Genomic DNA, 20,137 nt, shown 5'->3' on the forward strand with positions numbered 1-20,137 from the left:
ATCCCTTTACTTTTATTGTGCAAAAAGGTAATAAATGAATTATTAGGAGGTCGTTCAAATGAAATATGGTATCGCAATTTTTCCATCAAAGAAAATTCAAGACTTCGCAAACTCGTATAGAAAGCGTTATGATCCGCATTACGCATTGATTACACCCCATGTTACGTTGAAAGAAGGTTTCGAAATCGCAGACGATCAAGTCGATGACGTTGCGAAAGATTTAGTGCAGGTTGCTAAACAAACCAAGCCATTCTCCATTAACATTAGCAAAGTAAGCACATTCTCTCCTGTAACGAACACCATCTATTTAAAGATTGATCCAAATGAGTCGTTAACGAGCTTACACAATCAATTAAATAAAGTAGAAGCAACACCTGAGAAAGACACGTTCCAATTCGTCCCTCACATCACAATTGCTCAAAAGCTTTCAGATGACGAATACTCAGATGTATACGGTAGTCTTCGTATGATGGACGTTTCTTTCGAAGATTTAGTCGACCGTTTCCAGCTTCTATATCAGCTAGATAACGGCTCGTGGACCGTATATGAAACGTTCCGCTTAGGTGAGGAATAAAGTTAGTGGACATTAAAAACGTAACGAACACAGCATGGATGAATGATGCATACACTGTCCGCAAAACGGTTTTCGTAGAGGAACAAAACGTTTCGCTAGAAGAGGAAATCGATGAGAATGATCCAGTTGCAACTCATTTCGTTGGATACGTTCAAGGAGAACCAGTTGCAGCAAGTCGCCTAAGATTTACTGGTGATTATGGGAAACTAGAACGAATTTGTGTATTGCAGGCTTATCGCGGTTCATCATTCGGCAAACAGATCATTCTTCATATGGAGGAATTTGTAAAAAGGCAAGGATATACTAAAACAAAATTACATGCTCAAACACATGCATTACAATTTTATGAAGCTCTCGGGTATAAAGTTGTATCCGAAGAGTTTATGGATGCTGGAATACCTCATAAAACGATGGTTAAAGCATTCCTTTCTTAACCTGTTGTCTGTCCTTTATTGGGCAGGCTTTTTTTGTGTATGAAAGAAACGTTTCTTGCACAAACTGAAGATGATGTGACATAGAAAGGATGGGGATAGATTGGTATACGGCCAAATTTTTTTAGAATCAATTATTGGCTTTCTGTGTTTATTCTTTCTAACTAAAATTTTAGGAAAGTCACAAATTACACAAATAACTGCCTTTGATTTTATCGCTGCTCTCGTTCTAGGAGAATTAGTGGGAAATGCATTATATGATAAAGAAGTAGGTATTATGCAAATATTGTTTGCTGTACTATTATGGGGAGTGCTTATTTTTATCACGGAAATGATTACGCAGAAGTTCAAAGGATCTCGCGGGCTACTAGAAGGTCGACCAAGTATGGTGATTTATCAAGGGAAACTACAAAAAGAGGAAATGAAGAAAAGCAAATTAGATATAAATCAACTTCAGCACTTATTACGGTCAAAGAACATATTCTCCGTTCAAGATGTAGAGTATGCTGTGTTAGAAACAGATGGAACGGTTTCTGTATTACCAAAGTGGCTCAAGCAAAATACAACAAGAGAAGACTTAAATTTAGTTCCTCAATCCGTTTACTTACCTCGCACAATTATTTCCGATGGAGAAGTTATTTGGGATAACCTTTATGAGGCGGATTTATCAAAAGAATGGCTATTTGAGCAAATTCACCAACAACAGCTCGCCTCGCCAAAGGATGTGCTCTATGCTGAATACAAAGAAGGAGAAGCCTTATTCATCGTTCCATACTAAGCTTCTCCTTTCACTTTAAACATTAAATGATAACGCTCAATAGAATATTCAATTCGGTCTTGTTTAAGTAAAGTAAGCAAATACGCTGTCACCGCAGTACGGAACAGCAACCATTGCGATAGTCCCTTCACTGTCACTTGAAATGTTTCGCACATATACGCAATAACGGATTCATGACTTACGCACCCATTATCTTCTATATATTGTTTCAACATATGTAAAAGTTCGTGATGGTAAGCAATGTTGGCATCGACAGTAGAATGGAAATCCACCTCGTACTCACCATGACCTGGTACAGCTCCAACACACGGAACTTCCTTTACTTTATATAAGCTTTGAATCGCATGATATGCATCCGTTAAAAAGGGAATCTTATGCTTATGAATCGTATCTTCACCAAAGTAAGCATCACCAGCATAAAAGCATTGATGAATTAAAATGCCAAGCTGATAATAACTATGACCTGGTAATAAATACGTCGTAAACTGAAATCCATCACGCTCATACACTCCTTCTTGCAGCACCTCGTCCACAAAAATCGGTTTTCCTTCTAGAAATTTGTTCCGTAGCTCCGGTAATGGGTCATTTCCACCAAACAAATACAGAGGCTCTAAAGAAGGATAGCGCAAAATAGCCTCTTCGTAGTAAGGGGCAAACGTGTAAACGGAGCGATCTTGCTGTAAGTATGACCCGCCACCATAATGATCGGAATGCGCATGTGTAATAAATAAATGGGTGACAGGTAACGATGCTTGATCGAGTATGTTTAATACCTTTTTCATCGTTTGTGCATCTAGACCAGCATCAATTAGCATACCCGCAGACGCTTTTTTTACATAGCCTATGTTAACGGTCCCTTTTATATAGTAACAAGAATCATTGATTTGAATTAATTGCATGTTCGCCTTCTCCTTTTGTCTTTTTTACACACTTTCGTTAAAATGACGGCCAATTCCTGTTAAGCTAGCGTAAAGTTTGTTATTTTTAACGACGTGGGTTGTATAGGTTGTGTAAATGGACGGACGATTCGGGCTTTTTCGCTTTTGTTCCTCCAAATAGGCACGATTGTCTAAATACAACTGCCTGTCCTCTTCGCGGTGGTAAGTATCACGTAATGTTTGCTCTAAAGCTAGCCGGAAAGTTGGTTCAATAGGTATTCGATCTTGCTTGTTACGAACATTCCGATTACGGTAATTCTTATATTGATGATTCGTAATTGGTAATATATAACCCATAGTCCCTCTCCTCCTATCGCTTCCTTATTCTTTCTATACCCTTTTTCTCCTATATTTATTCCATTACTTCGTGAGAATAGACTGATTATCCTTCTAAATCAATATTATTTTCAGAAAAGAAACACTTTTTTCAGATTCCTAAAAAAGCTCCTTAACAAGTTCATTAAGAAGCTTCATTCATCTAGTTCTCGCTCTAATTGTTTCTTCATGTTTTCTAAGTCATTTATCTTCTTCCGAAATGACGGGTGCCATTGGTCATGCCATAGCGTCATTTCTCGTTCAAATGCTTGCCGCTTTTCTTCGGGGAATTGCAGCCATTTTTCATTTTCCTCTAAATGTTTATGCACATCATGAACCGGTTTCATCCACTTCGGTTCAAATAATCGCATGTTCCTCATTTATTTCTTCTTCTTCTTTCCACAGCCACAACCTTTACGTTTATACTTCACTGCTTTTTTTACGGATCGTTTGTACTTTGGTGCATCGCTTCCTACCATTGATCCCATCCTTCCTACCATTTTCCATAGTTTATGCTAGTAAGGAAACATTTGTATAGGTTGTTTCCTTACTCTCTCGGAAAAACATGCATAAATAAGGAAGTCGCACCACTAATCGCAAATAATATCCATAATAAATAAATAGAAGGAAAAATTAAATAAGACAGCAAAACACCGGCCGATACCCAAAATCCTGTACACCAATGGCATAATAATAATTCCCCAATAAATGCTTGGATTCCCTTCCCCTTTGGTACCAATACTACTTCGTGCTCCTCCTCAATTTCTTGATGAAACGGACGCCGCATCCATTCCATAATGCTGTCATAAATAAATAAATTCGTTAGACGATAGCTTGCTAAAATGAAGACAATTAACTCCAACCACGTTATATCCATAGAGTTCCTCTTTTCTTTATTCAATCATAAGAAAAAAATCCTGCACCTTTTTCGCGATAACAGGATTTCATTCTATCGTGTTACACCCAAGAAAAAGGTGGTCGATCATCATCGGTATGGTCGTGTCCATGTTCTTCCTTTACTTCCTTGTCTGTATGTGATTGACGTCCAAATAAATCGTCAAATGGTCTTTTTCGATGCTCGCGATGTTCGTCATAATCATGTTGGTGATGATGGCCATGACGATGTTCTACAACAACATTGTCTGCATAAATAATTAAGTCATCTACTTTAATTATTTTCTTCTTCTCTGACATGAGCTAGTTCCCCCCTTTGTTATATCGTAATCGTTACCATAGTATGTAACACCCCCAAAGGAAGTATAGGCATTGGCCCTGATTTCATCAAAAAACCCCAAAAAAAACAAGGTGAAAGCCCACACACAACAGGGGGATATACATACCCTATTAAAGACAATAAGTCAATTATCTAGGAAAGGGGAATAAATATGGGTTGTGGCAAAAAACATGATGCTGAGGGCTGTGTTTGCGACATTTTAAAAGAAATTGTTGACGCGCAAAACGATGTAACCGATGATTGTAACTCCAGCTGTGAGCAATCAATAAATGATTTATTAGGAGAAGAAGTTTCAACGAACAAAGATACCGTTCCCGTTATTTTGTATTGTAAAGATTGTAAACCGTTTAAAGGATATGGTGCTCGCCGAAACCGTATCGATTGTATTCTTCAAAGTTTCATCTTCCGTGTGAAGGAAGTAGATGAAGATTGTAACTGCGCCCTGTTAGAGCTTCTTATCGATCCTGATCATAAGGATGACTGCCCGAAAAGTCCAAGTGACCAACATACTGATAAGCTTCGTGCAACAGGCATTTGTATCACAGTTGACCTTGATTGCTTCTGCCATATCACATGCCTACCTGCGATTAACGCAAGAGCATAAACAGGAAAGAACAGACATCCCTTTCTCAGAAGAGGTGTCTGTTTTGTTTTGCACACAGGAATGCCAGCTTCCCTTTGAGGAAAACTGGCTTATATACGCCTTAAAAACCACGCAAATAAATATTTTGAATACTACTTATTGGAAAGTCAGCTCGAAAAGGACGCTTTACTAATTTCATTTGCACGACACCATCTTGACAATTCTCTATCCAGCCTCGATACGTATCTTCTTCTGTCACGACTTCACATTTCATTCTGGGTACTTGAGGAGGAAGGTCCAAAAAGTAATTCACTTTATCTTCGACGTTCATGTCTTTAAAACTTTTACGCCGTTTGCGATTATTTAATGTTGTATTCGTTTTATCTTCTTTTGATACGGATGTAGCCTCTTCCTTTGTCACTATTTCATCGGTATGTTCCTCTTCTTCATAATCAACACTACTATCTACATCTGGCTGTAAAACTTCAACATCATGTTGCACATCATCTGCATCTTCAAATGGGTCATTTTCCTTCTCCATGGGCTGAGCAATTTCTAAATCAAAGGATAAACGACGTTTTTTTCTTCTTTCTAATGTAGGTCTTTTTTTCTCAGCGGTATTCACCGTATCAATTGCAGACTTTTTTTGTTTTTGGTTCGTAGATGATCGATAAGTGGATTGCATGTTTGGTTGGGCACTTTGAAATTCAGGTTGCGTAATGTAAAGCATTGGTTCCTTTGCTTTATCTCTTCTTCTCGCCATCTTACACACACTCCCCTATACAATATGCTTCGTTTTATTATATGCACGTTGAAGCAAGTATGTGCCTATTTTTTTATAATATGAACCCCTTTTAAATGCAAGTAACCTTATAGAATATGATCGATTTTACATAATTTTAACTATTTGAATCAATTAAATTAACATAAATGCGATATAATAGCACATATGGAAATTTACCCTCTTGGAGGTATTTCTTAATAAAAGGTTAGTGAAACATTAATCATAAAGGGTTAGAGAGGAGTACGGAAGTGATAACATCATGATACACACGCAGCAATCCTATCAATTATTTCATTCTCTATTAGAACAACAGCATATACATATTCACTATCAACCAGTGGTAGCCTTGCAAACGGGAGACATTTTCGGTTATGAAGCATTGACTCGTTTTCCAGACAATCCATATTTCCGTCACCCTGGTGAACTATTCACTTTCGCGAGTGAGCATGGAAAATTGTTTGAACTAGAAAAAGTAACAAGAGAATTAGCTATTCAATCCGTTTTTCACAAGCTTACCAATAATGAAAAGCTATGGCTTAATTTAAGTCCTGATGTCATGTATGATCGTTCTTTTACAACAGGTTATACCCACTCTTTATTAGAGAAATCCGGTATAAAACAGAATCAAATCGTATTTGAAATTACAGAGCGAAGTGCCATTCAAGACTTTGATTCCTTTAAGCGGGTGCTTAAACATTATCGGCAGCAAGGATTTCTCATTGCTATTGACGATGCTGGTGCAGGTTATTCTTCTTTAGAGGCAATCACAGAATTACAACCAGATTATATTAAGATTGATCGTTCTCTTATTCGTAACATTGATCAATCCTCCACACGGCAATATATGTTAGAGGCGCTCATGCAGCTTTCCAGCAAAATGGGAGCAGGGGTAATCGCAGAAGGAATTGAAACAAAGGAAGAGTTACAATGCGTGATTCAGAACGGCGTCCCATACGCGCAAGGATATTTCATAGCTAGGCCTGACTATCCTATACCATCCATTCGTGATGAAGGGCTGAAGACGATTCAACAGTTTGACCGTTCCAATGATACTAGAATGATCATAACAAGTTCTACAACGTTTTATGATGTGATTTCTCAAGTTGAAGCTTTCGTCGGACAAGTTGACAATACGGTTATACTACTTGAAAATGGCTCCTATATTCCGTTCAAAACAATCATTCAATTTGTTTGTTATACGCAATTACATGAAACGTTTACACTGCAAGATAAAGTGTTGGATAAGCTTCAACGCTATTGCGCAATTCATCAAACGAAGTGAAAAAAACCCGCACCTGTTACAGGGCGGGTTATTTACTACTAGTATTAACGTCCGATAATATGGAAGCCAGAGTCTACATGAATCATTTCTCCTGTGACGCCACGGGAAAAGTCACTTAATAGGAAATAAGCTGTGTCACCAACCTCTTCTTGTGTAGTTGGACGGCGTAATGGCGCACGCTCTTCAATATCTTTAAGAATGGTGTTGAAATCGCCAACACCTTTAGCAGATAACGTACGGATTGGCCCAGCAGAAATAGCGTTTACGCGAATTCCGCTTGAACCCAGACTTTCAGCCAGGTACTTTACGCTCGCATCAAGGCTAGCCTTTGCCACACCCATGACATTGTAGTTAGGCACCACACGCTCTCCACCTAAATACGTTAACGTAACAATGCCTCCCCCTTCAGTCATTAAAGGCTTTACAGCACGTGCTACAGCTGTTAATGAATAAGAACTAATGTTATGAGCAGTCAAGAATCCATCACGGCTTGTATTTAAGTAATCCCCTTTTAGTTCTTCCTTATTTGCAAAGGCTATACAATGAGCTAGTCCATGAATCGTTCCTACATCCTCTTGAATTTGTTCAAATGTGTTCTCAATGCTTTCGTCATCTGTTACATCACATTCATAAAATAAAGCATCTTGACCTTCTAAAGTAGCTACTAAATCACGAACAGACTTCTCAAATCGCTCAGCAGCGTAAGTGAAAATAAGACGAGCTCCAGCTTCATGTAGAGAGCGGGCAATTCCCCAAGCAATACTACGCTTGTTCGCAACCCCCATCACGACATATGTACGACCTTCTAAAGATACATTCATTTCGCAACCTCCTTCAATTAAGTAGCATTGTAATATTTGTAAGACTTCATATCAGTTTTAGTATTTGTTATTAGTACCTGATACTATTTTATATGAATCGTTTCAGAAATACAAGAGGGAACAGATTATTCTGTCCCCTTTCCCAATTTACACAAACAGACGCTTCGTGAATACTCGTCTGATTAGTAATGCTTATATTTAATTTACCCTAAAGCCGTGCTTCTCTACTTCACTTTAATAACTGTAAGCTTAAAAATGTAGTTGCCATACCTAAATAAATTAAAATGGAAATAAGATCGTTAATCGTTGTAATAAATGGTCCTGATGCCACAGCAGGGTCAACTTTTAACTTATGCATAATTAACGGAACAATCGCACCAGCTAACGTGGCGACAATGAGTGTGGCCATAATCGAAATACCTACCAATATACCAAGGAATACGTCCCCTTGCCACAAATAAACAATGCCTGTTATCAGAAAACCGCAAGTGGTCCCTGTAATAAGCCCTGTCCCAGCTTCTCTCATAACAAGCTTCGCCATACCATCCTTTTCATACTCCCCAGTTGCCAATCCACGAACAGCTACGGCTAAAGCTTGTGTTCCTGTATTACCAGCCATGCCCGCAATCAATGGAATAAAAACAGCCAGAATAGCTACTTGGTTTAACGTTGCTTCAAACTTGCCCATTAATGTTGCCGTCATCATACCGAGAAATAGCAATATAACTAGCCATGGCAAACGTTTTCTAGCCGCTTCGAACGCATTCTCATCTGGACGATCCATGTCAGACACACCAGCAAGCTTCGAATAATCATCGCTGGCCTCCTCTTCCATAACATCCATAATATCATCGACTGTAATAATTCCAAGTAAGTGGTTTTGAAAGTCAACTACCGGAATCGCAAGGAAATCGTAATCACGCATAATTCGAGCAACTTCTTCTTGATCCTCGCCCACTTTCACATAAACAACCCGATCACTCATCACTTCCGAAATGAACCAATCTTCTTCGGCAATAATAAGGTCTCGCAATGAAATAACGCCTACTAAATGTTTTGCTTCATCTATTACAAAAATATAATAGATCGTTTCCGCTCCAGGTGCTTCTTTCTTTAAATGAAGCATAGCCTCTTTAACGGTATGCTTTGCATGAATAACAACGAATTCCGTTGTCATAATACTTCCGGCTGTCTTCTCCTCATAATAAAGCAATTCTTTAATATCAGAAGCAGCCTCATGGTCCATAATTGTTAAATAACTAGCAACCATGTTTCGATCTAATTCCTTTAACATATCGGCAGCATCATCAGCCGATATGTGAGATAGTATATCCGCAGCAAACTTAGGTTCCATTTCTGTGAAATAATCCCCAACCATTTCAAAATCAAGGTGCTCCATCATTTCAGCCATCTCTTCAGGGGATAAATACGTGTAAATTTGCATACGTACATCTGTATCTAACTCTTCAAAGATTTTCGCTTGATCATATGGATGCATCTCCAGAAATTCTGCTCGAAATTGGTCAATCTTATCTTCAAATAAAGCATTCTGTATTTTACTCCACAATTCTCTTCTTTCATACTCTTCTAGGTGTTCCATTGGTCTCCCTCCTTATCGCCATATTATCAACTATAAGGTACTTTCTGTATTTAGACCGTTTAATCTTAAGTCTCACACAATTATTTGTCAACGGAAGGGGATAGAACTTCACAAAAACATCATGTCGAATTTATAAAAAATTAGGAAGGAATAATCTTAGAAAAAAACGTCGTAATAGTGTACACTTTTCATTGTACTTTATTTTAACGGTACACTAAACCGATTTAATGAATTACAATAGTAATAGAGTGGCATTTGCATCCATTTACGTTAAATACCACATCGTAATATAAAAGTGCGGATTATTTTAACGCACCTTATACAAGTAGAAAGGGATACTACATGAAAGATATTAAACAAGGCTTTAACATAGATTATACAATTATTTTTATTTTGCTCTGTCTCGGGGGAATTAGTATTTTTTCCCTTTATACCATCGAGCCTACACTTCCAGCTAAGTATGATGGGTTTAACTTTCCTCTCAAGCAAATCGTCTGGTATGTACTTGGCTTTATCATTATTACCGCTGTAATGATTATTGATTATGATCGGTTCCGTCAATTTGCTTGGTGGTTGTATGGATTTGGTGTCCTTATGCTTCTAATGTTGGAGTTAAATATCCCTCCCAACCTCGTTCATTCTAATAACGGGGCAACAAGTTGGTTTAAAATCGGTTCTAACACGATTCAACCAGGGGAATTTATGAAAATATTTCTCGTCATTATTCAAAGTCACATCATCGTTCGTCATTATGAAAAAAGACCGAACTCCAAAACGATGCAAGACGATTTAATGTTACTAGGTAAAATTGTAGGAGTAGCACTACCTCCAATGCTTTTAATTGCGATGCAACCCGATTTAGGTACGTTTCTAGTACTTGCTTCCATTACCGCTGCTTTAATATTAGTATCTGGCATAAGATGGCGTATACTACTGTCTATTGTCGGAGCTATTCTAGTAGCAACTGGGGCTTTCGTTCTCATTTATATCTTGTTTCCATCAGCTACAGGCGACTTTTTATCTGATTCCGCGTTTGGTCACGTTACGTCCCGATTTGAAGGGTGGTTATTTCCTGAGCAGAATGCAGACTCTTCTTATCAGTTACTCCAAGCTATGATGGCGATAGGTTCAGGACAACTATTAGGAAAAGGCGCCATGCAAATGGATGAATTGAACATACCTGAGCGCCATACCGATATGATATTCACTGCCATTTCAGAGCAATTTGGGTTTGTTGGTGCTAGTATAGTCGTTACGTTATTCTTCTTACTCATTTATCGTATGATTCACACTTCTTTAGAAAGTAATGATCAATTCGGCAGCTATTTATGTGTTGGCATGGTAGGTTTATTCACCTTCCAAGTATTCCAAAATATTGGTATGTCCCTACAATTATTGCCGATTACAGGAATCCCCCTTCCGTTCCTAAGCTACGGAGGGAGTTCTACCCTTGCATATATGCTTGCGATTGGCGTTGTGCTAAACGTTCGCTCTCGAACAAAGACGTATATGTTTGATTGATACTCATAAACGTTGCCAAAGGTGGATACGCTATTAAGTAGTTTCCACCTTTCACTGTTTAATAAGTAACCATTTGAATAAGGAGGATTCATCCGTGAGAATAGATGTTATCGGAGATGTGCATGGCTGTTATGAAGAACTGCTACAATTATTTGAACGACTTGGCTACACGTTGCACGATGGCGTTCCTATTCACCCTGAGGACCGCAAACCAGCATTCGTAGGTGATTTGACAGATCGGGGACCTAACTCGTTACAAGTCATTCATTTCGTTCATGAACTTGTTGTAATCAAGCAACAAGGATATTACGTACCAGGCAATCATTGCAACAAGCTCTATCGTTTCTTTAAAGGTAGCAACGTCCAACAGAAGCACGGACTTGAAACGACAGTGGCTGAATATGAAGCATTACCTACCGATGAACGTGCTATGGTTAAAGCGAAATTTATTCAATTATACGAACAATCACCTCTATACTTAGAGTTACCTGCTGTCCAGGCAGTTATTGCCCATGCCGGTATTCGTGAAGAGATGATTGGCAAGCAAGGAAAAAAAGTGAAAACGTTTGTCCTCTACGGAGATATCACTGGTGAGTTTCACGAAAACGGCATGCCCGTCCGGCGAGATTGGGCCGCCCATTACTATGGGGAACCTTGGATTGTATATGGCCACACACCAGTTCGAACTCCTCGTATTAAAAATAGAACCATTAACATTGATACAGGTTGTGTGTTCGGCGGTGCGTTAACAGCGTTTCGCTTACCTGAAGAAACGACAGTATCTGTCCCTTCTGAACAACCCGAATTACCAGAGAAATTTCGTTCCTATGATGATTAAAAGGGCTGTGTTTAACGTCTATTTACTTGAGACGTTAGCACAGCCCTTTCGCATGTTGCATCATCTTCCTTATATCTTGTGGTAATTCAGACTTAACTTGCATCACTTGTCTCGTAATTGGATGAGGGAATTGAATATGAGAACAATGAAGCGCTTGACGTTGAATGAGCGTTTTATTCCCGCCATACAAATCATCCCCAATGAGCGGTGAACCAATTGATGAAAAGTGAACTCTAATTTGGTGTGTTCTCCCTGTCTCTAACTTTACTCGAACAGCACAAAAATTAAGATATTGCTCCAACACTTCATAATGAGTAATCGCCCTTTTACCATCCTCGCGCACTTCTCTTTGAATGATGGATCCTTCTTTCCTCCCAATTGGTGCCTGAATCGTCCCTTGATGCTCCTTTAATGTACCTTCTACGAAAGCAATGTAAGTACGATTCACCTCCCCCCTTAATTGATCATTCGCCATGATAGAATGAGCAAAACGGTGCTTGGCAATTAACACAATCCCTGATGTATCTACATCTAATCTTGTTACGACATGGTACGTAAACGGAATACCCTTCTTATCATAATAGGCAATCACTCGATTCGCTAGCGTATCCTCAAGATGATGAATCGAAGGAATGGTCGCTAACCCTGCTGGTTTATGCACAACAAGTAGCTCATCATCTTCATATAAAATCGTAAGTGGCTTTGCGACAGGACGAAGATGTGAGCCTCTTTCTTCTTTGGCAAATACAATCCGTAAACAGTCCCCTTGATGCACACAAGCACGAACCGTAACAGACTCCTCATTTAAAAGAATATCCCCATCTTTTTTGACAGACACTAACGTACTTCGTGAAAACCTCTTTACGGTACGGAGATACTCACGGACCAGCATACCATCATGCGACTTTTCAATAATCCACTCCACTGAACCCCCCACTTTCTACTAATCATTTGCAATAAAGGAGTCATGAACTCGTTTCCAAAACGGGAATGGTCGGAACCGGGCAAAGCGCACTTTTTCCTTGGCTACACGGCACTGTATCGACTTTACTTCTGAATAACGCTTCGTAATATGGTCAAGCGTTATAAGAAAACTTTTCTCATGCTTTGGCTTTAACATACACGTATGATGCTTTGGCAAAATAAGCGGTGAACCAATTGTTCGGAAAACGCGATTATTAATGGATGCCATTTCTGCAATTTGGATCGCCTCTAACGAAGGATGAATAATTGCTCCACCTAACGCTTTATTATAAGCCGTACTACCAGATGGCGTAGAAATACAAAGACCATCTCCTCGGAACGTTTCGAAATGCTCTCCCTTTATTTCTACGTCTAGTACAACGGACCCTTCCGCTGTCTTTACGGAGCATTCATTCAATGCTAAGAAACGATCCTCTTTCCCTTCACCTTTAGGGCGAATCGTAATTTCCAACAATGGATATTCCACTACCTGAAATGGGGTACGAGCAACCTCGATAATTAGCTTCTCTAATTCTTGAGGCATCCAATCGGCATAAAACCCCAAATGTCCTGTATGCACCCCTATAAATGCTGTTTTGTCCAATCGGTGTACATATGTATGAAAGGCTTGAAGAAGTGTTCCATCCCCACCAATAGATATAACGAGGTCTGGCTCCTCTTCATCTAATGTTAATCGAAACTCTGTTAAATAATTTTTAATTTTCGCTACTATTTCATCTGAAACTGAATCGCCTCTCGAAGTAATCGCAAATTTCATTATCGTCGTCCTCCTCTGGCGTTACGGTTTATCCGTCGTCTCACTATCGTTTTTATTACGGAACACTGCTTGCGCTTCTTGTATTTCATTTCGTATTTTAGACATTTCCTCATCCAATAAGAACGCCGCCTCTGCGGCCTTTTTCAATCTCGTTTGAATTTCTTCAGGAATCTGTCCACTATATTTATAATTCAAGGAATGTTCATTCGTAGCCCAGAAATTCATCGCCAATGTTCGAATTTGAATCTCCGCTAACAAATGTTTCACTCCTTTAATCGTTTCCACTGGATATTCAATTATGACATGATAAGAACGATACCCGCTCTCCTTATTCTTCGTTATGTAATCCTTTTCTTCAATAATATTAAAATCTTCCCGTTGCCTAAGCAATCCAACAACTGTATAAATATCATCGACAAAAGGACACATAACGCGTAATCCCGCTATGTCTTGTAATTGTTCTTCAAGCGCATAATACGCTATGTTACGGTTTCTCGCCTTAGCTAGAATACTCTTTATCGGTTTCACTCTCCCCGTCACAAATTCGATAGGGGAATGCATCGAGCTATTTTCATATTGTCCTCTTATTCCTTTTAATTTCACCTTTAATTCATCAACCACTTGGCTGTAAGGTGCTAGAAACGTTTCCCAATTCATCATAATAAGCACCACCTTTAATCGAAACAGACACCTTTATTAAACCACAAGTAACATGCCTCTATACGATTTTTATTGTATCATAATTACAGAATAGATGGTGATACGCAACAGACGAGATCATACATCTTTAGAGAAAAATAACGAACATAATGTATTTTCGTTGCATTCTTCCTTTATCTCATCAATAATAAGATACAGTCCAAGCGATGAACGAATGGAGGAATCACCATGACACAAGAAATTGAAATTGAATTCAAAAACTTGTTAACAGAACAAGAATACGAACAATTATTACAGGCGCTACCATTTGACATAGAAAAACGCTTCACCCAAACGAATTACTACTTTGAAACAACGGGCTTTGATTTACGAGCACACGGTTCTGCCCTACGCATAAGAAAGAAAAACGGTACATGGACCGCAACGTTAAAAGAACCACATGTGGAAGGCTTGCTAGAGACCCATGATGCCATTACCGAGGAACAGGCGTACCAATGGATGAGTGACGAACACATTACACTCCCAAACATTCAGCAGCGCTTATCCTCAATGGGCATCCAGCTAACTGATGTTCTTTTTAGAGGCTCACTCCTAACAGAACGAGTAGAAGAAGAATATGAAGGCACACTAATTGTATTAGATCGCAGTCATTACAATAACAAAACCGACTATGAACTAGAGCTTGAAGCACAAACAAAACAGCACGGTGAACACATATTTAATCAACTTTTAACAAACTACAATATACCAAAAAAAGACACACCAAATAAAATACAACGGTTCTTCCAATCCTTTTCCTAAACAGATATGTTGAGTTTTGGAAGCATAGGTTGCTACAATATAGAAAAGTTATAAGTTAGTATGTACCTACATCTAGGGATACACACGAACAATTTCGTCACTTTGAACGATAAATCACGATTAGTACAATATGAAAGAGTGTTTTAAATGAATGAAATTAAAGGAACAATGTATGAAGCTATTGGAGGTCCAAAAACGGTCAACTGTTTAGTAGAAGCTTTTTACAAACGTGTCGCCAAGCATCCAGATCTTATTCCAATATTCCCTACTGATCTTACGGAGACAATACGTAAACAAGAACAGTTTCTCACTCAATTTTTTGGTGGACCGACTTATTACACGGAAGAACATGGACACCCAATGCTTAGAGCAAGGCACTTACCTTTTGAAATTACACCGACAAGAAAAGATGCCTGGTTAGCCTGCATGAAAGAAGCGTTAGAGGAAACCTGTATAGAAGAACCTTATCGAAGTGCCATTTATCAACGCCTATCTCAAACTGCCCATCATATGATGAACACACCTGAAGACGGGAAAGGAGAATCCTTTTGAGCTGGTACAAGACAGGGGAAATGAACAACATTAGAGAAACAATACCTACTACCCAGCACAGCTTTTCTGACCTGTTAAACAAACCAATCGAGATTTATGTATTTATCGATCCATTATGTCCTGAATGCTGGTCATTAGAACCAATTATAAAAAAATTAATGATAGAGTATGGACAATACTTTACTATACGCCCTATCATTAGCGGGAACTTAACATCCATCAATGCACATTCTAATCAAAAAACAGCAGAATTAGCCAAAGGGTGGAACTTAACCTTACAAAATAGCCAAAGTTGTAAAGAAATCAAATGGCCAGAAGATTCCATATGTGCACCTTGGATGACAGCATTAGCAATCAAAGCAGCAGAGCTACAAGGCCGTAAAGCTGGCATGAAGTTTCTACGGAAAGTACAGGAAGCATTATTTATAGGGAAACAGAATATATCTTCTGAAGAAGTATTCTTTTCCTGTGCAAGTAAAGTTCACTTAGACATGGGAGAATTCAAACAAGACATCCACTCAGATACAGCTAAACGAGCATTACAATGCGACTTAACTTTAACTCACGAAATGGATATTGACCAAACTCCAGCCATCGTACTATTTAACCAACGTCAAGACGAAGAAGGTATTAAAATCACTGGATCTTATCCCTATTCCATTTACGTCGAAGTATTACACGCTATGCTTCAGAAAAAACCAACTGCAGCCCAAAAACCTTCACTCGTGGACTTTTTGCAGCATCATGAGTTTGTTGGAACTAAAGAAATTGCCGAAATATACGACTGGACTGAAACAAAGGCAATTTGCGAAATGAAGAAATTACTACTCAAACAACAAGTAGAACAACACGCAGCTAAACATGATACATTTTGGCGCTATACCGGCTGTTAAATAGAAGAAGGACTGTTTCAAAAGATCTTGACATTTTTGAAACAGTCCTTCTTAACAAAAAAAAAGAACCAGGGGGAAACCTGGTTCAAAAAATTTTGTCTATATACATATCATTTAGACAAAGGGGGGATGGGAGAAAGTCTCACTATTAAACAAAGAGGCATTTTGTTTTACGTGATTCTTTTCACAATCTAAATATACCACGCACCTTCTATTTAATCAACAACTTGTGAAATGAGTCACAAAATGTTCAAAAACAATCTATTGGAAAATCAACTAAACCAACACATATATATTACTAAACACAATCAAGCGAGGAGGAATAAACATGCGAATCTCACCACTCATTTGGCTCCTCATCACTACTTTAGCACTCGTCTTTAACTTTCTCGGCTTATTACGGTTAGTCCCTATCTTCATCACAATGCCGATACTATTTATCGCTATCTACTTCACCATTTTTTCTTTCACACACCAAAAAACATTCAAAGGATTACGTTGACATGATCGATATTGGGAGTTCAGACCGTAACCACCAATTCTCACTCCAAACGAAGCTATTTCGGTCTACAATCCTCATCCTAAACGTGCGCATTCTACGAGAAAAGGCGGCTTCCTTTCATGGAGCCGCCCTGTTTTTGCTATGCTTTTATTAAGTTTTCAAATTCGACTAATTTTTCTTCAAACACATCAAGGGCTTCTTCGATTACTTGTTTCGAAGTCATATCGACCCCAGCTTGTTTAAGCACTTCGATTGGGTAATCACTGCTTCCTGCTTTTAAGAACCCTTTATATCGTTCTACCGCCTGATCTCCTTCTTTTAGAATTTGTGATGCAAGGGCGGTTGCAGCGGAGAATCCTGTTGCGTATTGGTACACGTAATAGTTGTAATAGAAGTGTGGAATTCGTGCCCATTCTAGACCGATTTCATCATCTACCACCATGTTATCTCCGAAATATTTTCGGTTAAGTGCGTGGTACAGTTCTGTCATTTTATCCGCGGTTAGGGATTCGCCGTTTTGAGCTCGCTGGTGTATATCATGCTCGAATTCAGCAAACATAGTCTGACGGAAAACAGTACCTCGAAAGCCTTCTAAATACTCGTTCAATAAGTACATTTTTTTCTTCTTGTCGTCTGTTTCTCTTAACAAATAGTCATTTAGCAACGCCTCATTACACGTAGAAGCTACTTCGGCAACGAAAATCGAATAATTCCCATATCGATACGATTGATTTTCATGCGTATAATAGCTGTGTAAGGAATGGCCTAGTTCATGAGCAAGTGTAAACATATTATTCACGTTATTTTGCCAATTCATCAAAATATATGGGTTTGTGCCATATGTCCCAGATGAATACGCTCCACTACGTTTCCCTTTATTTTCTTCGACGTCAATCCAGCGGTTTTCGTAACCTTCTTTTACAATATTGATATATTCCTCGCCAAGAGGTGCCAAGCCTTTCAATACTAGTTGCTGGGCTTCGTCATAAGAAACCTCCATGTTAGCATCAGGAACGAGATCCGCGTATAAATCATACATGTGTAATTCATCTACGCCTAACAGTTCTTTACGTAGCTCAATATAACGTTGTAAAGCTGGCAATCGGTCATTTACGGCTTCCACTAAGTTATCATAGACAGACTCTGGAATTTTATTACGATCTAGAGCGGCATGGCGTGCTGATTGATAATTTCTTACGGAAGCCGAGAAATTATGTTGTTTTACTGCTCCGCTTAATGTGGACGCAAATGTATTTTTAAATTGACCGAATGTATCATACATTGCTTCGAAAGCTTTCTTACGCACATTGCGGTCTTTCGATTTCAAGAAACGAATAAACCTTCCATGTGTTAGATCCACTTCATTGCCTTCTTCATCTTTAATGGTTGGAAAAGGTAAGTCAGCATTGTTTAGTACGCCAAACGTTTGGGCTGGATTCGACATCACTTCTGATGCTTTCACTAAGAGCGCTTCTTCTTTCTCACTTAACGTGTGAGGTCGCTGACGGGTAATGTCTGTCAATGCCTTCTTATATAATTTCAGTTCTTCTTTCTCCTCCAAGAACTTCTCGACAGTTCCCTCTTCCATTGCCAATATTTCTGGATCAATAAAGCTCATTGCGCTGCCTACTTTCGTAATTAGCGACTCCGCTCGGTTGTTCATATCTTGGTATTGGGAATTCGTCGTGTCTTGATCGTAGCGCAGATGCGCATATGTATATAGCTTCCCAACACGGTTAGATAACTCATCTTGTAGCTTCAATAAATCATAAAGCGTATCCGCTGACTCATGGAGCTTTCCTTGGAACGCCTCTATTTGCGGTATGCTCTCCTTCACCGCTTCCCATTCTTGATTCCACTCTTCTTCTGTCGCAAAAATATCCTCTAATCGCCAAGTCATTTCTACAGGCACTTCTTCTCGTTTCGGTAAAGCCTTTGCCACAATCATTCCTCCTTCATTCTTTGCTATAGTGTACTTTCGTGATAGCGTGATAAATTCCTTCTTTTTTCAGAAAAATGCTCCAGCATCCACTTATTTAGAGCAGATGCTTTGTTACATACCTTATCATTTCTTCATCTTGTCGCAAAGCCTCATGCACCGTTTGGGGTACAATAATTTCTTGTTCTTTCCGATAGTGAGAAGGCCCAACCTTCGTTAACATACCTAATTTGCATAATAGATTTGCATAGGACGTTAATAAGGGTGGTGCATTTTGTATTAATGGATAAAGGAAGGATTCATTTTCGTCTTCCACCTTTACTATCCCCATTTTCTTTAAAGGTATCACATCCTCAATCAACCATTTAGCTTGCCACATATACGGGGTTACTCCATTTTTCCACACCCCCTCAAGAGGCAAGTGAACGCATGTTGGTAGCAAACTAGCATGATATCCTCGTACATAAAGGTATTGATAAAAAGAGTACGTTCCATTGTTTTTTATAACAGCATGGGGGTTGGCACGAAATCGTTGTTTGTGATGAATCCAAAATGTTTGTAGAAACGTTGGGGACAGTGGTTTATTCAGTTGAAATAACTTCGGAAATGTAAGTTGTTGTAGTGGAACAAATGTGAGCTGACCGACCATTTGTGTAGCCGACAGTTGATAAGGAGTATGAAAAATAGCGAACTGCCTTGATTGGGGACAATAAAAATATAATGTGGGTGGAAATGTATTGTGGAACTGATGAAAGAACAGTTGTTCAAATGAAGTAAGTGAAAGTACTTTTGGCTGTCGTTGTTTGAACCGATTTCCTCCCATAATCCATAACGGAACGATGCCATGAGCCTTATAACCTTTCGTTCTATCCATCATTATTTCCTGGGAAATTCGACAACACTGATACTCAATCGCTATTTGACGATTCCCTATTGTAAGTAACAGATCAGGCCGCTGTCTTAATGCAGGTAAATATGCTTCCAATTGCACTTGATAGCCTTGACGTGTGAACCATTCATACAACTGAACTTTTCCTTGTTCGTGGTAAGAGCCTTCTCCAGAAGCGTTGGTACATGTGGATTTAGGAAGGTGAGCAAAGTGGGGAACCGTTCTTGAACCGGCTTTCATTTGGACTTGTTCTTTACATGTCGGGCAATAAAACGTGGCGTTTTTTCTTAGGTGAGAAATGTGTTTTCGCGAATGTTGCATTAATATACACGACTTACCAGCTTGGTCTATCGCTCTAAGCATATCGTAAATGACCTCCTTCTCTAACACCTATACGACAAAAAAGTATACATTCCTGCAAAGAATTAAAAAAACTAGCATCAATTCGCTCCTTGATGCTA

24 protein-coding genes are annotated in these 20,137 nt (G+C 38.9%); 11 read left to right on the forward strand and 13 right to left on the reverse strand.

Annotated features, from left to right (window positions below; all coding sequences use genetic code 11):
- Nucleotides 1-58: 58 nt before the first annotated feature.
- The 3 genes from N784_RS05160 (at nucleotide 59) to N784_RS05170 (ending at nucleotide 1,783) form a co-directional block, all read left to right on the forward strand.
- Nucleotides 59-574 (forward strand): YjcG family protein, encoded by a 516-nt coding sequence (locus N784_RS05160; RefSeq protein WP_036833060.1) that lies wholly within the window; start codon nucleotides 59-61, stop codon nucleotides 572-574.
- 5 nt (nucleotides 575-579) lie between these two features.
- Nucleotides 580-1,008, forward strand: coding sequence for a GNAT family N-acetyltransferase (locus N784_RS05165; RefSeq protein WP_036833062.1), 429 nt, complete (start codon nucleotides 580-582; stop codon nucleotides 1,006-1,008).
- A gap of 100 nt (nucleotides 1,009-1,108) precedes the next feature.
- On the forward strand, nucleotides 1,109-1,783 hold the full coding sequence (locus tag N784_RS05170) for a DUF421 domain-containing protein (RefSeq protein WP_036833064.1): 675 nt from the start codon (nucleotides 1,109-1,111) through the stop codon (nucleotides 1,781-1,783).
- Here the strand turns inward: N784_RS05170 and N784_RS05175 are convergent.
- From N784_RS05175 to N784_RS05195, 5 genes are all read right to left on the reverse strand, one after another.
- The gene (locus N784_RS05175) at nucleotides 1,780-2,682 is read right to left on the reverse strand and encodes an MBL fold metallo-hydrolase (RefSeq protein ID WP_036833065.1); all 903 of its coding nucleotides are present in this window, start codon (nucleotides 2,680-2,682) and stop codon (nucleotides 1,780-1,782) included. The genes N784_RS05170 and N784_RS05175 overlap by 4 nt on opposite strands.
- 24 nt (nucleotides 2,683-2,706) lie before the next feature.
- The gene (locus tag N784_RS05180) at nucleotides 2,707-3,018 is read right to left on the reverse strand and encodes a hypothetical protein (RefSeq protein WP_036833068.1); all 312 of its coding nucleotides are present in this window, start codon (nucleotides 3,016-3,018) and stop codon (nucleotides 2,707-2,709) included.
- 173 nt (nucleotides 3,019-3,191) lie between these two features.
- A complete protein-coding gene (locus N784_RS05185) occupies nucleotides 3,192-3,416 on the reverse strand; it encodes a hypothetical protein (RefSeq protein WP_036833069.1) in 225 nt (74 codons plus the stop codon).
- A 167-nt stretch (nucleotides 3,417-3,583) separates the two neighbouring features.
- Nucleotides 3,584-3,913, reverse strand: a complete 330-nt coding sequence (locus tag N784_RS05190) for a DUF1360 domain-containing protein (RefSeq protein ID WP_052127142.1) — start codon at nucleotides 3,911-3,913, stop codon at nucleotides 3,584-3,586.
- Between the two features lie 80 nt (nucleotides 3,914-3,993).
- Complete coding sequence (locus N784_RS05195; protein ID WP_036833070.1) at nucleotides 3,994-4,230, reverse strand: hypothetical protein; 237 nt, start codon at nucleotides 4,228-4,230, stop codon at nucleotides 3,994-3,996.
- A 191-nt stretch (nucleotides 4,231-4,421) separates the two neighbouring features.
- On the opposite strand from N784_RS05195, the gene N784_RS05200 reads away from it, so the two are divergent.
- On the forward strand, nucleotides 4,422-4,874 hold the full coding sequence (locus N784_RS05200) for a CotY/CotZ family spore coat protein (protein WP_036833071.1): 453 nt from the start codon (nucleotides 4,422-4,424) through the stop codon (nucleotides 4,872-4,874).
- A gap of 100 nt (nucleotides 4,875-4,974) precedes the next feature.
- On the opposite strand, the gene N784_RS05205 is transcribed toward N784_RS05200, so the two are convergent.
- Entirely contained in the window at nucleotides 4,975-5,616 is a 642-nt protein-coding gene (locus tag N784_RS05205; protein ID WP_036833072.1) for a CotO family spore coat protein, read from the reverse strand.
- Between the two features lie 280 nt (nucleotides 5,617-5,896).
- On the opposite strand from N784_RS05205, the gene N784_RS05210 reads away from it, so the two are divergent.
- The gene (locus tag N784_RS05210) at nucleotides 5,897-6,919 is read left to right on the forward strand and encodes an EAL domain-containing protein (RefSeq protein WP_052127143.1); all 1,023 of its coding nucleotides are present in this window, start codon (nucleotides 5,897-5,899) and stop codon (nucleotides 6,917-6,919) included.
- A 44-nt stretch (nucleotides 6,920-6,963) separates the two neighbouring features.
- Here the strand turns inward: N784_RS05210 and fabI are convergent, their stop codons facing one another.
- Nucleotides 6,964-7,740, reverse strand: a complete 777-nt coding sequence (gene fabI, locus N784_RS05215) for an enoyl-ACP reductase FabI (protein ID WP_036833073.1) — start codon at nucleotides 7,738-7,740, stop codon at nucleotides 6,964-6,966.
- Nucleotides 7,741-7,969: 229 nt separating this feature from the next.
- Nucleotides 7,970-9,340 carry a magnesium transporter gene (gene mgtE / locus N784_RS05220; protein ID WP_036833074.1) on the reverse strand — a complete coding sequence of 457 codons (1,371 nt, stop codon included), beginning with the start codon at nucleotides 9,338-9,340 and terminating at the stop codon, nucleotides 7,970-7,972.
- 342 nt (nucleotides 9,341-9,682) lie between these two features.
- Here mgtE and N784_RS05225 point away from each other — a divergent pair, with 342 nt between their 5' ends.
- Nucleotides 9,683-10,861, forward strand: coding sequence for an FtsW/RodA/SpoVE family cell cycle protein (locus tag N784_RS05225; RefSeq protein WP_036833076.1), 1,179 nt, complete (start codon nucleotides 9,683-9,685; stop codon nucleotides 10,859-10,861).
- A 94-nt stretch (nucleotides 10,862-10,955) separates the two neighbouring features.
- On the forward strand, nucleotides 10,956-11,699 hold the full coding sequence (gene prpE, locus N784_RS05230) for a bis(5'-nucleosyl)-tetraphosphatase PrpE (protein WP_036833078.1): 744 nt from the start codon (nucleotides 10,956-10,958) through the stop codon (nucleotides 11,697-11,699).
- A gap of 34 nt (nucleotides 11,700-11,733) precedes the next feature.
- Here prpE and N784_RS05235 read toward each other — a convergent pair whose 3' ends face one another.
- Genes N784_RS05235 through N784_RS05245 form a run of 3 tightly spaced genes read right to left on the reverse strand, consistent with a single transcriptional unit; the run spans nucleotide 11,734 to nucleotide 14,097 of the window.
- A complete protein-coding gene (locus N784_RS05235; protein WP_052127144.1) occupies nucleotides 11,734-12,624 on the reverse strand; it encodes an RluA family pseudouridine synthase in 891 nt (296 codons plus the stop codon).
- 18 nt (nucleotides 12,625-12,642) lie between these two features.
- Entirely contained in the window at nucleotides 12,643-13,440 is a 798-nt protein-coding gene (locus N784_RS05240; RefSeq protein ID WP_036833081.1) for an NAD kinase, read from the reverse strand.
- A gap of 21 nt (nucleotides 13,441-13,461) precedes the next feature.
- Complete coding sequence (locus tag N784_RS05245; RefSeq protein ID WP_198134400.1) at nucleotides 13,462-14,097, reverse strand: GTP pyrophosphokinase; 636 nt, start codon at nucleotides 14,095-14,097, stop codon at nucleotides 13,462-13,464.
- 231 nt (nucleotides 14,098-14,328) lie between these two features.
- Between N784_RS05245 and N784_RS05250 the strand changes: the two genes are divergently transcribed.
- The 4 genes from N784_RS05250 to N784_RS16800 all read left to right on the forward strand — a co-directional run bounded on the left by N784_RS05250 (nucleotide 14,329) and on the right by N784_RS16800 (nucleotide 16,848).
- Nucleotides 14,329-14,901, forward strand: a complete 573-nt coding sequence (locus tag N784_RS05250) for a CYTH domain-containing protein (protein WP_036833083.1) — start codon at nucleotides 14,329-14,331, stop codon at nucleotides 14,899-14,901.
- Nucleotides 14,902-15,048: 147 nt separating this feature from the next.
- A complete protein-coding gene (locus tag N784_RS05255) occupies nucleotides 15,049-15,453 on the forward strand; it encodes a globin domain-containing protein (RefSeq protein ID WP_036833084.1) in 405 nt (134 codons plus the stop codon).
- Nucleotides 15,450-16,346 (forward strand): ClpXP adapter SpxH family protein, encoded by an 897-nt coding sequence (locus tag N784_RS05260; protein ID WP_232305975.1) that lies wholly within the window; start codon nucleotides 15,450-15,452, stop codon nucleotides 16,344-16,346. The genes N784_RS05255 and N784_RS05260 overlap by 4 nt, the downstream gene beginning before the upstream one ends.
- A 328-nt stretch (nucleotides 16,347-16,674) precedes the next feature.
- Nucleotides 16,675-16,848 carry a hypothetical protein gene (locus tag N784_RS16800; protein ID WP_036833085.1) on the forward strand — a complete coding sequence of 58 codons (174 nt, stop codon included), beginning with the start codon at nucleotides 16,675-16,677 and terminating at the stop codon, nucleotides 16,846-16,848.
- 139 nt (nucleotides 16,849-16,987) lie between these two features.
- Here the strand turns inward: N784_RS16800 and pepF are convergent, their stop codons facing one another.
- Nucleotides 16,988-18,796, reverse strand: a complete 1,809-nt coding sequence (gene pepF / locus N784_RS05270) for an oligoendopeptidase F (protein WP_036833086.1) — start codon at nucleotides 18,794-18,796, stop codon at nucleotides 16,988-16,990.
- An 88-nt stretch (nucleotides 18,797-18,884) separates the two neighbouring features.
- Complete coding sequence (locus tag N784_RS05275; protein WP_036833087.1) at nucleotides 18,885-20,039, reverse strand: competence protein CoiA; 1,155 nt, start codon at nucleotides 20,037-20,039, stop codon at nucleotides 18,885-18,887.
- Nucleotides 20,040-20,137: the final 98 nt, after the last annotated feature.

Origin of the sequence: Pontibacillus litoralis JSM 072002 (genome assembly GCF_000775615.1) — a bacterium.
In the GTDB taxonomy this organism is placed as follows: Bacteria; Bacillota; Bacilli; order Bacillales; family BH030062; genus Pontibacillus; species Pontibacillus litoralis.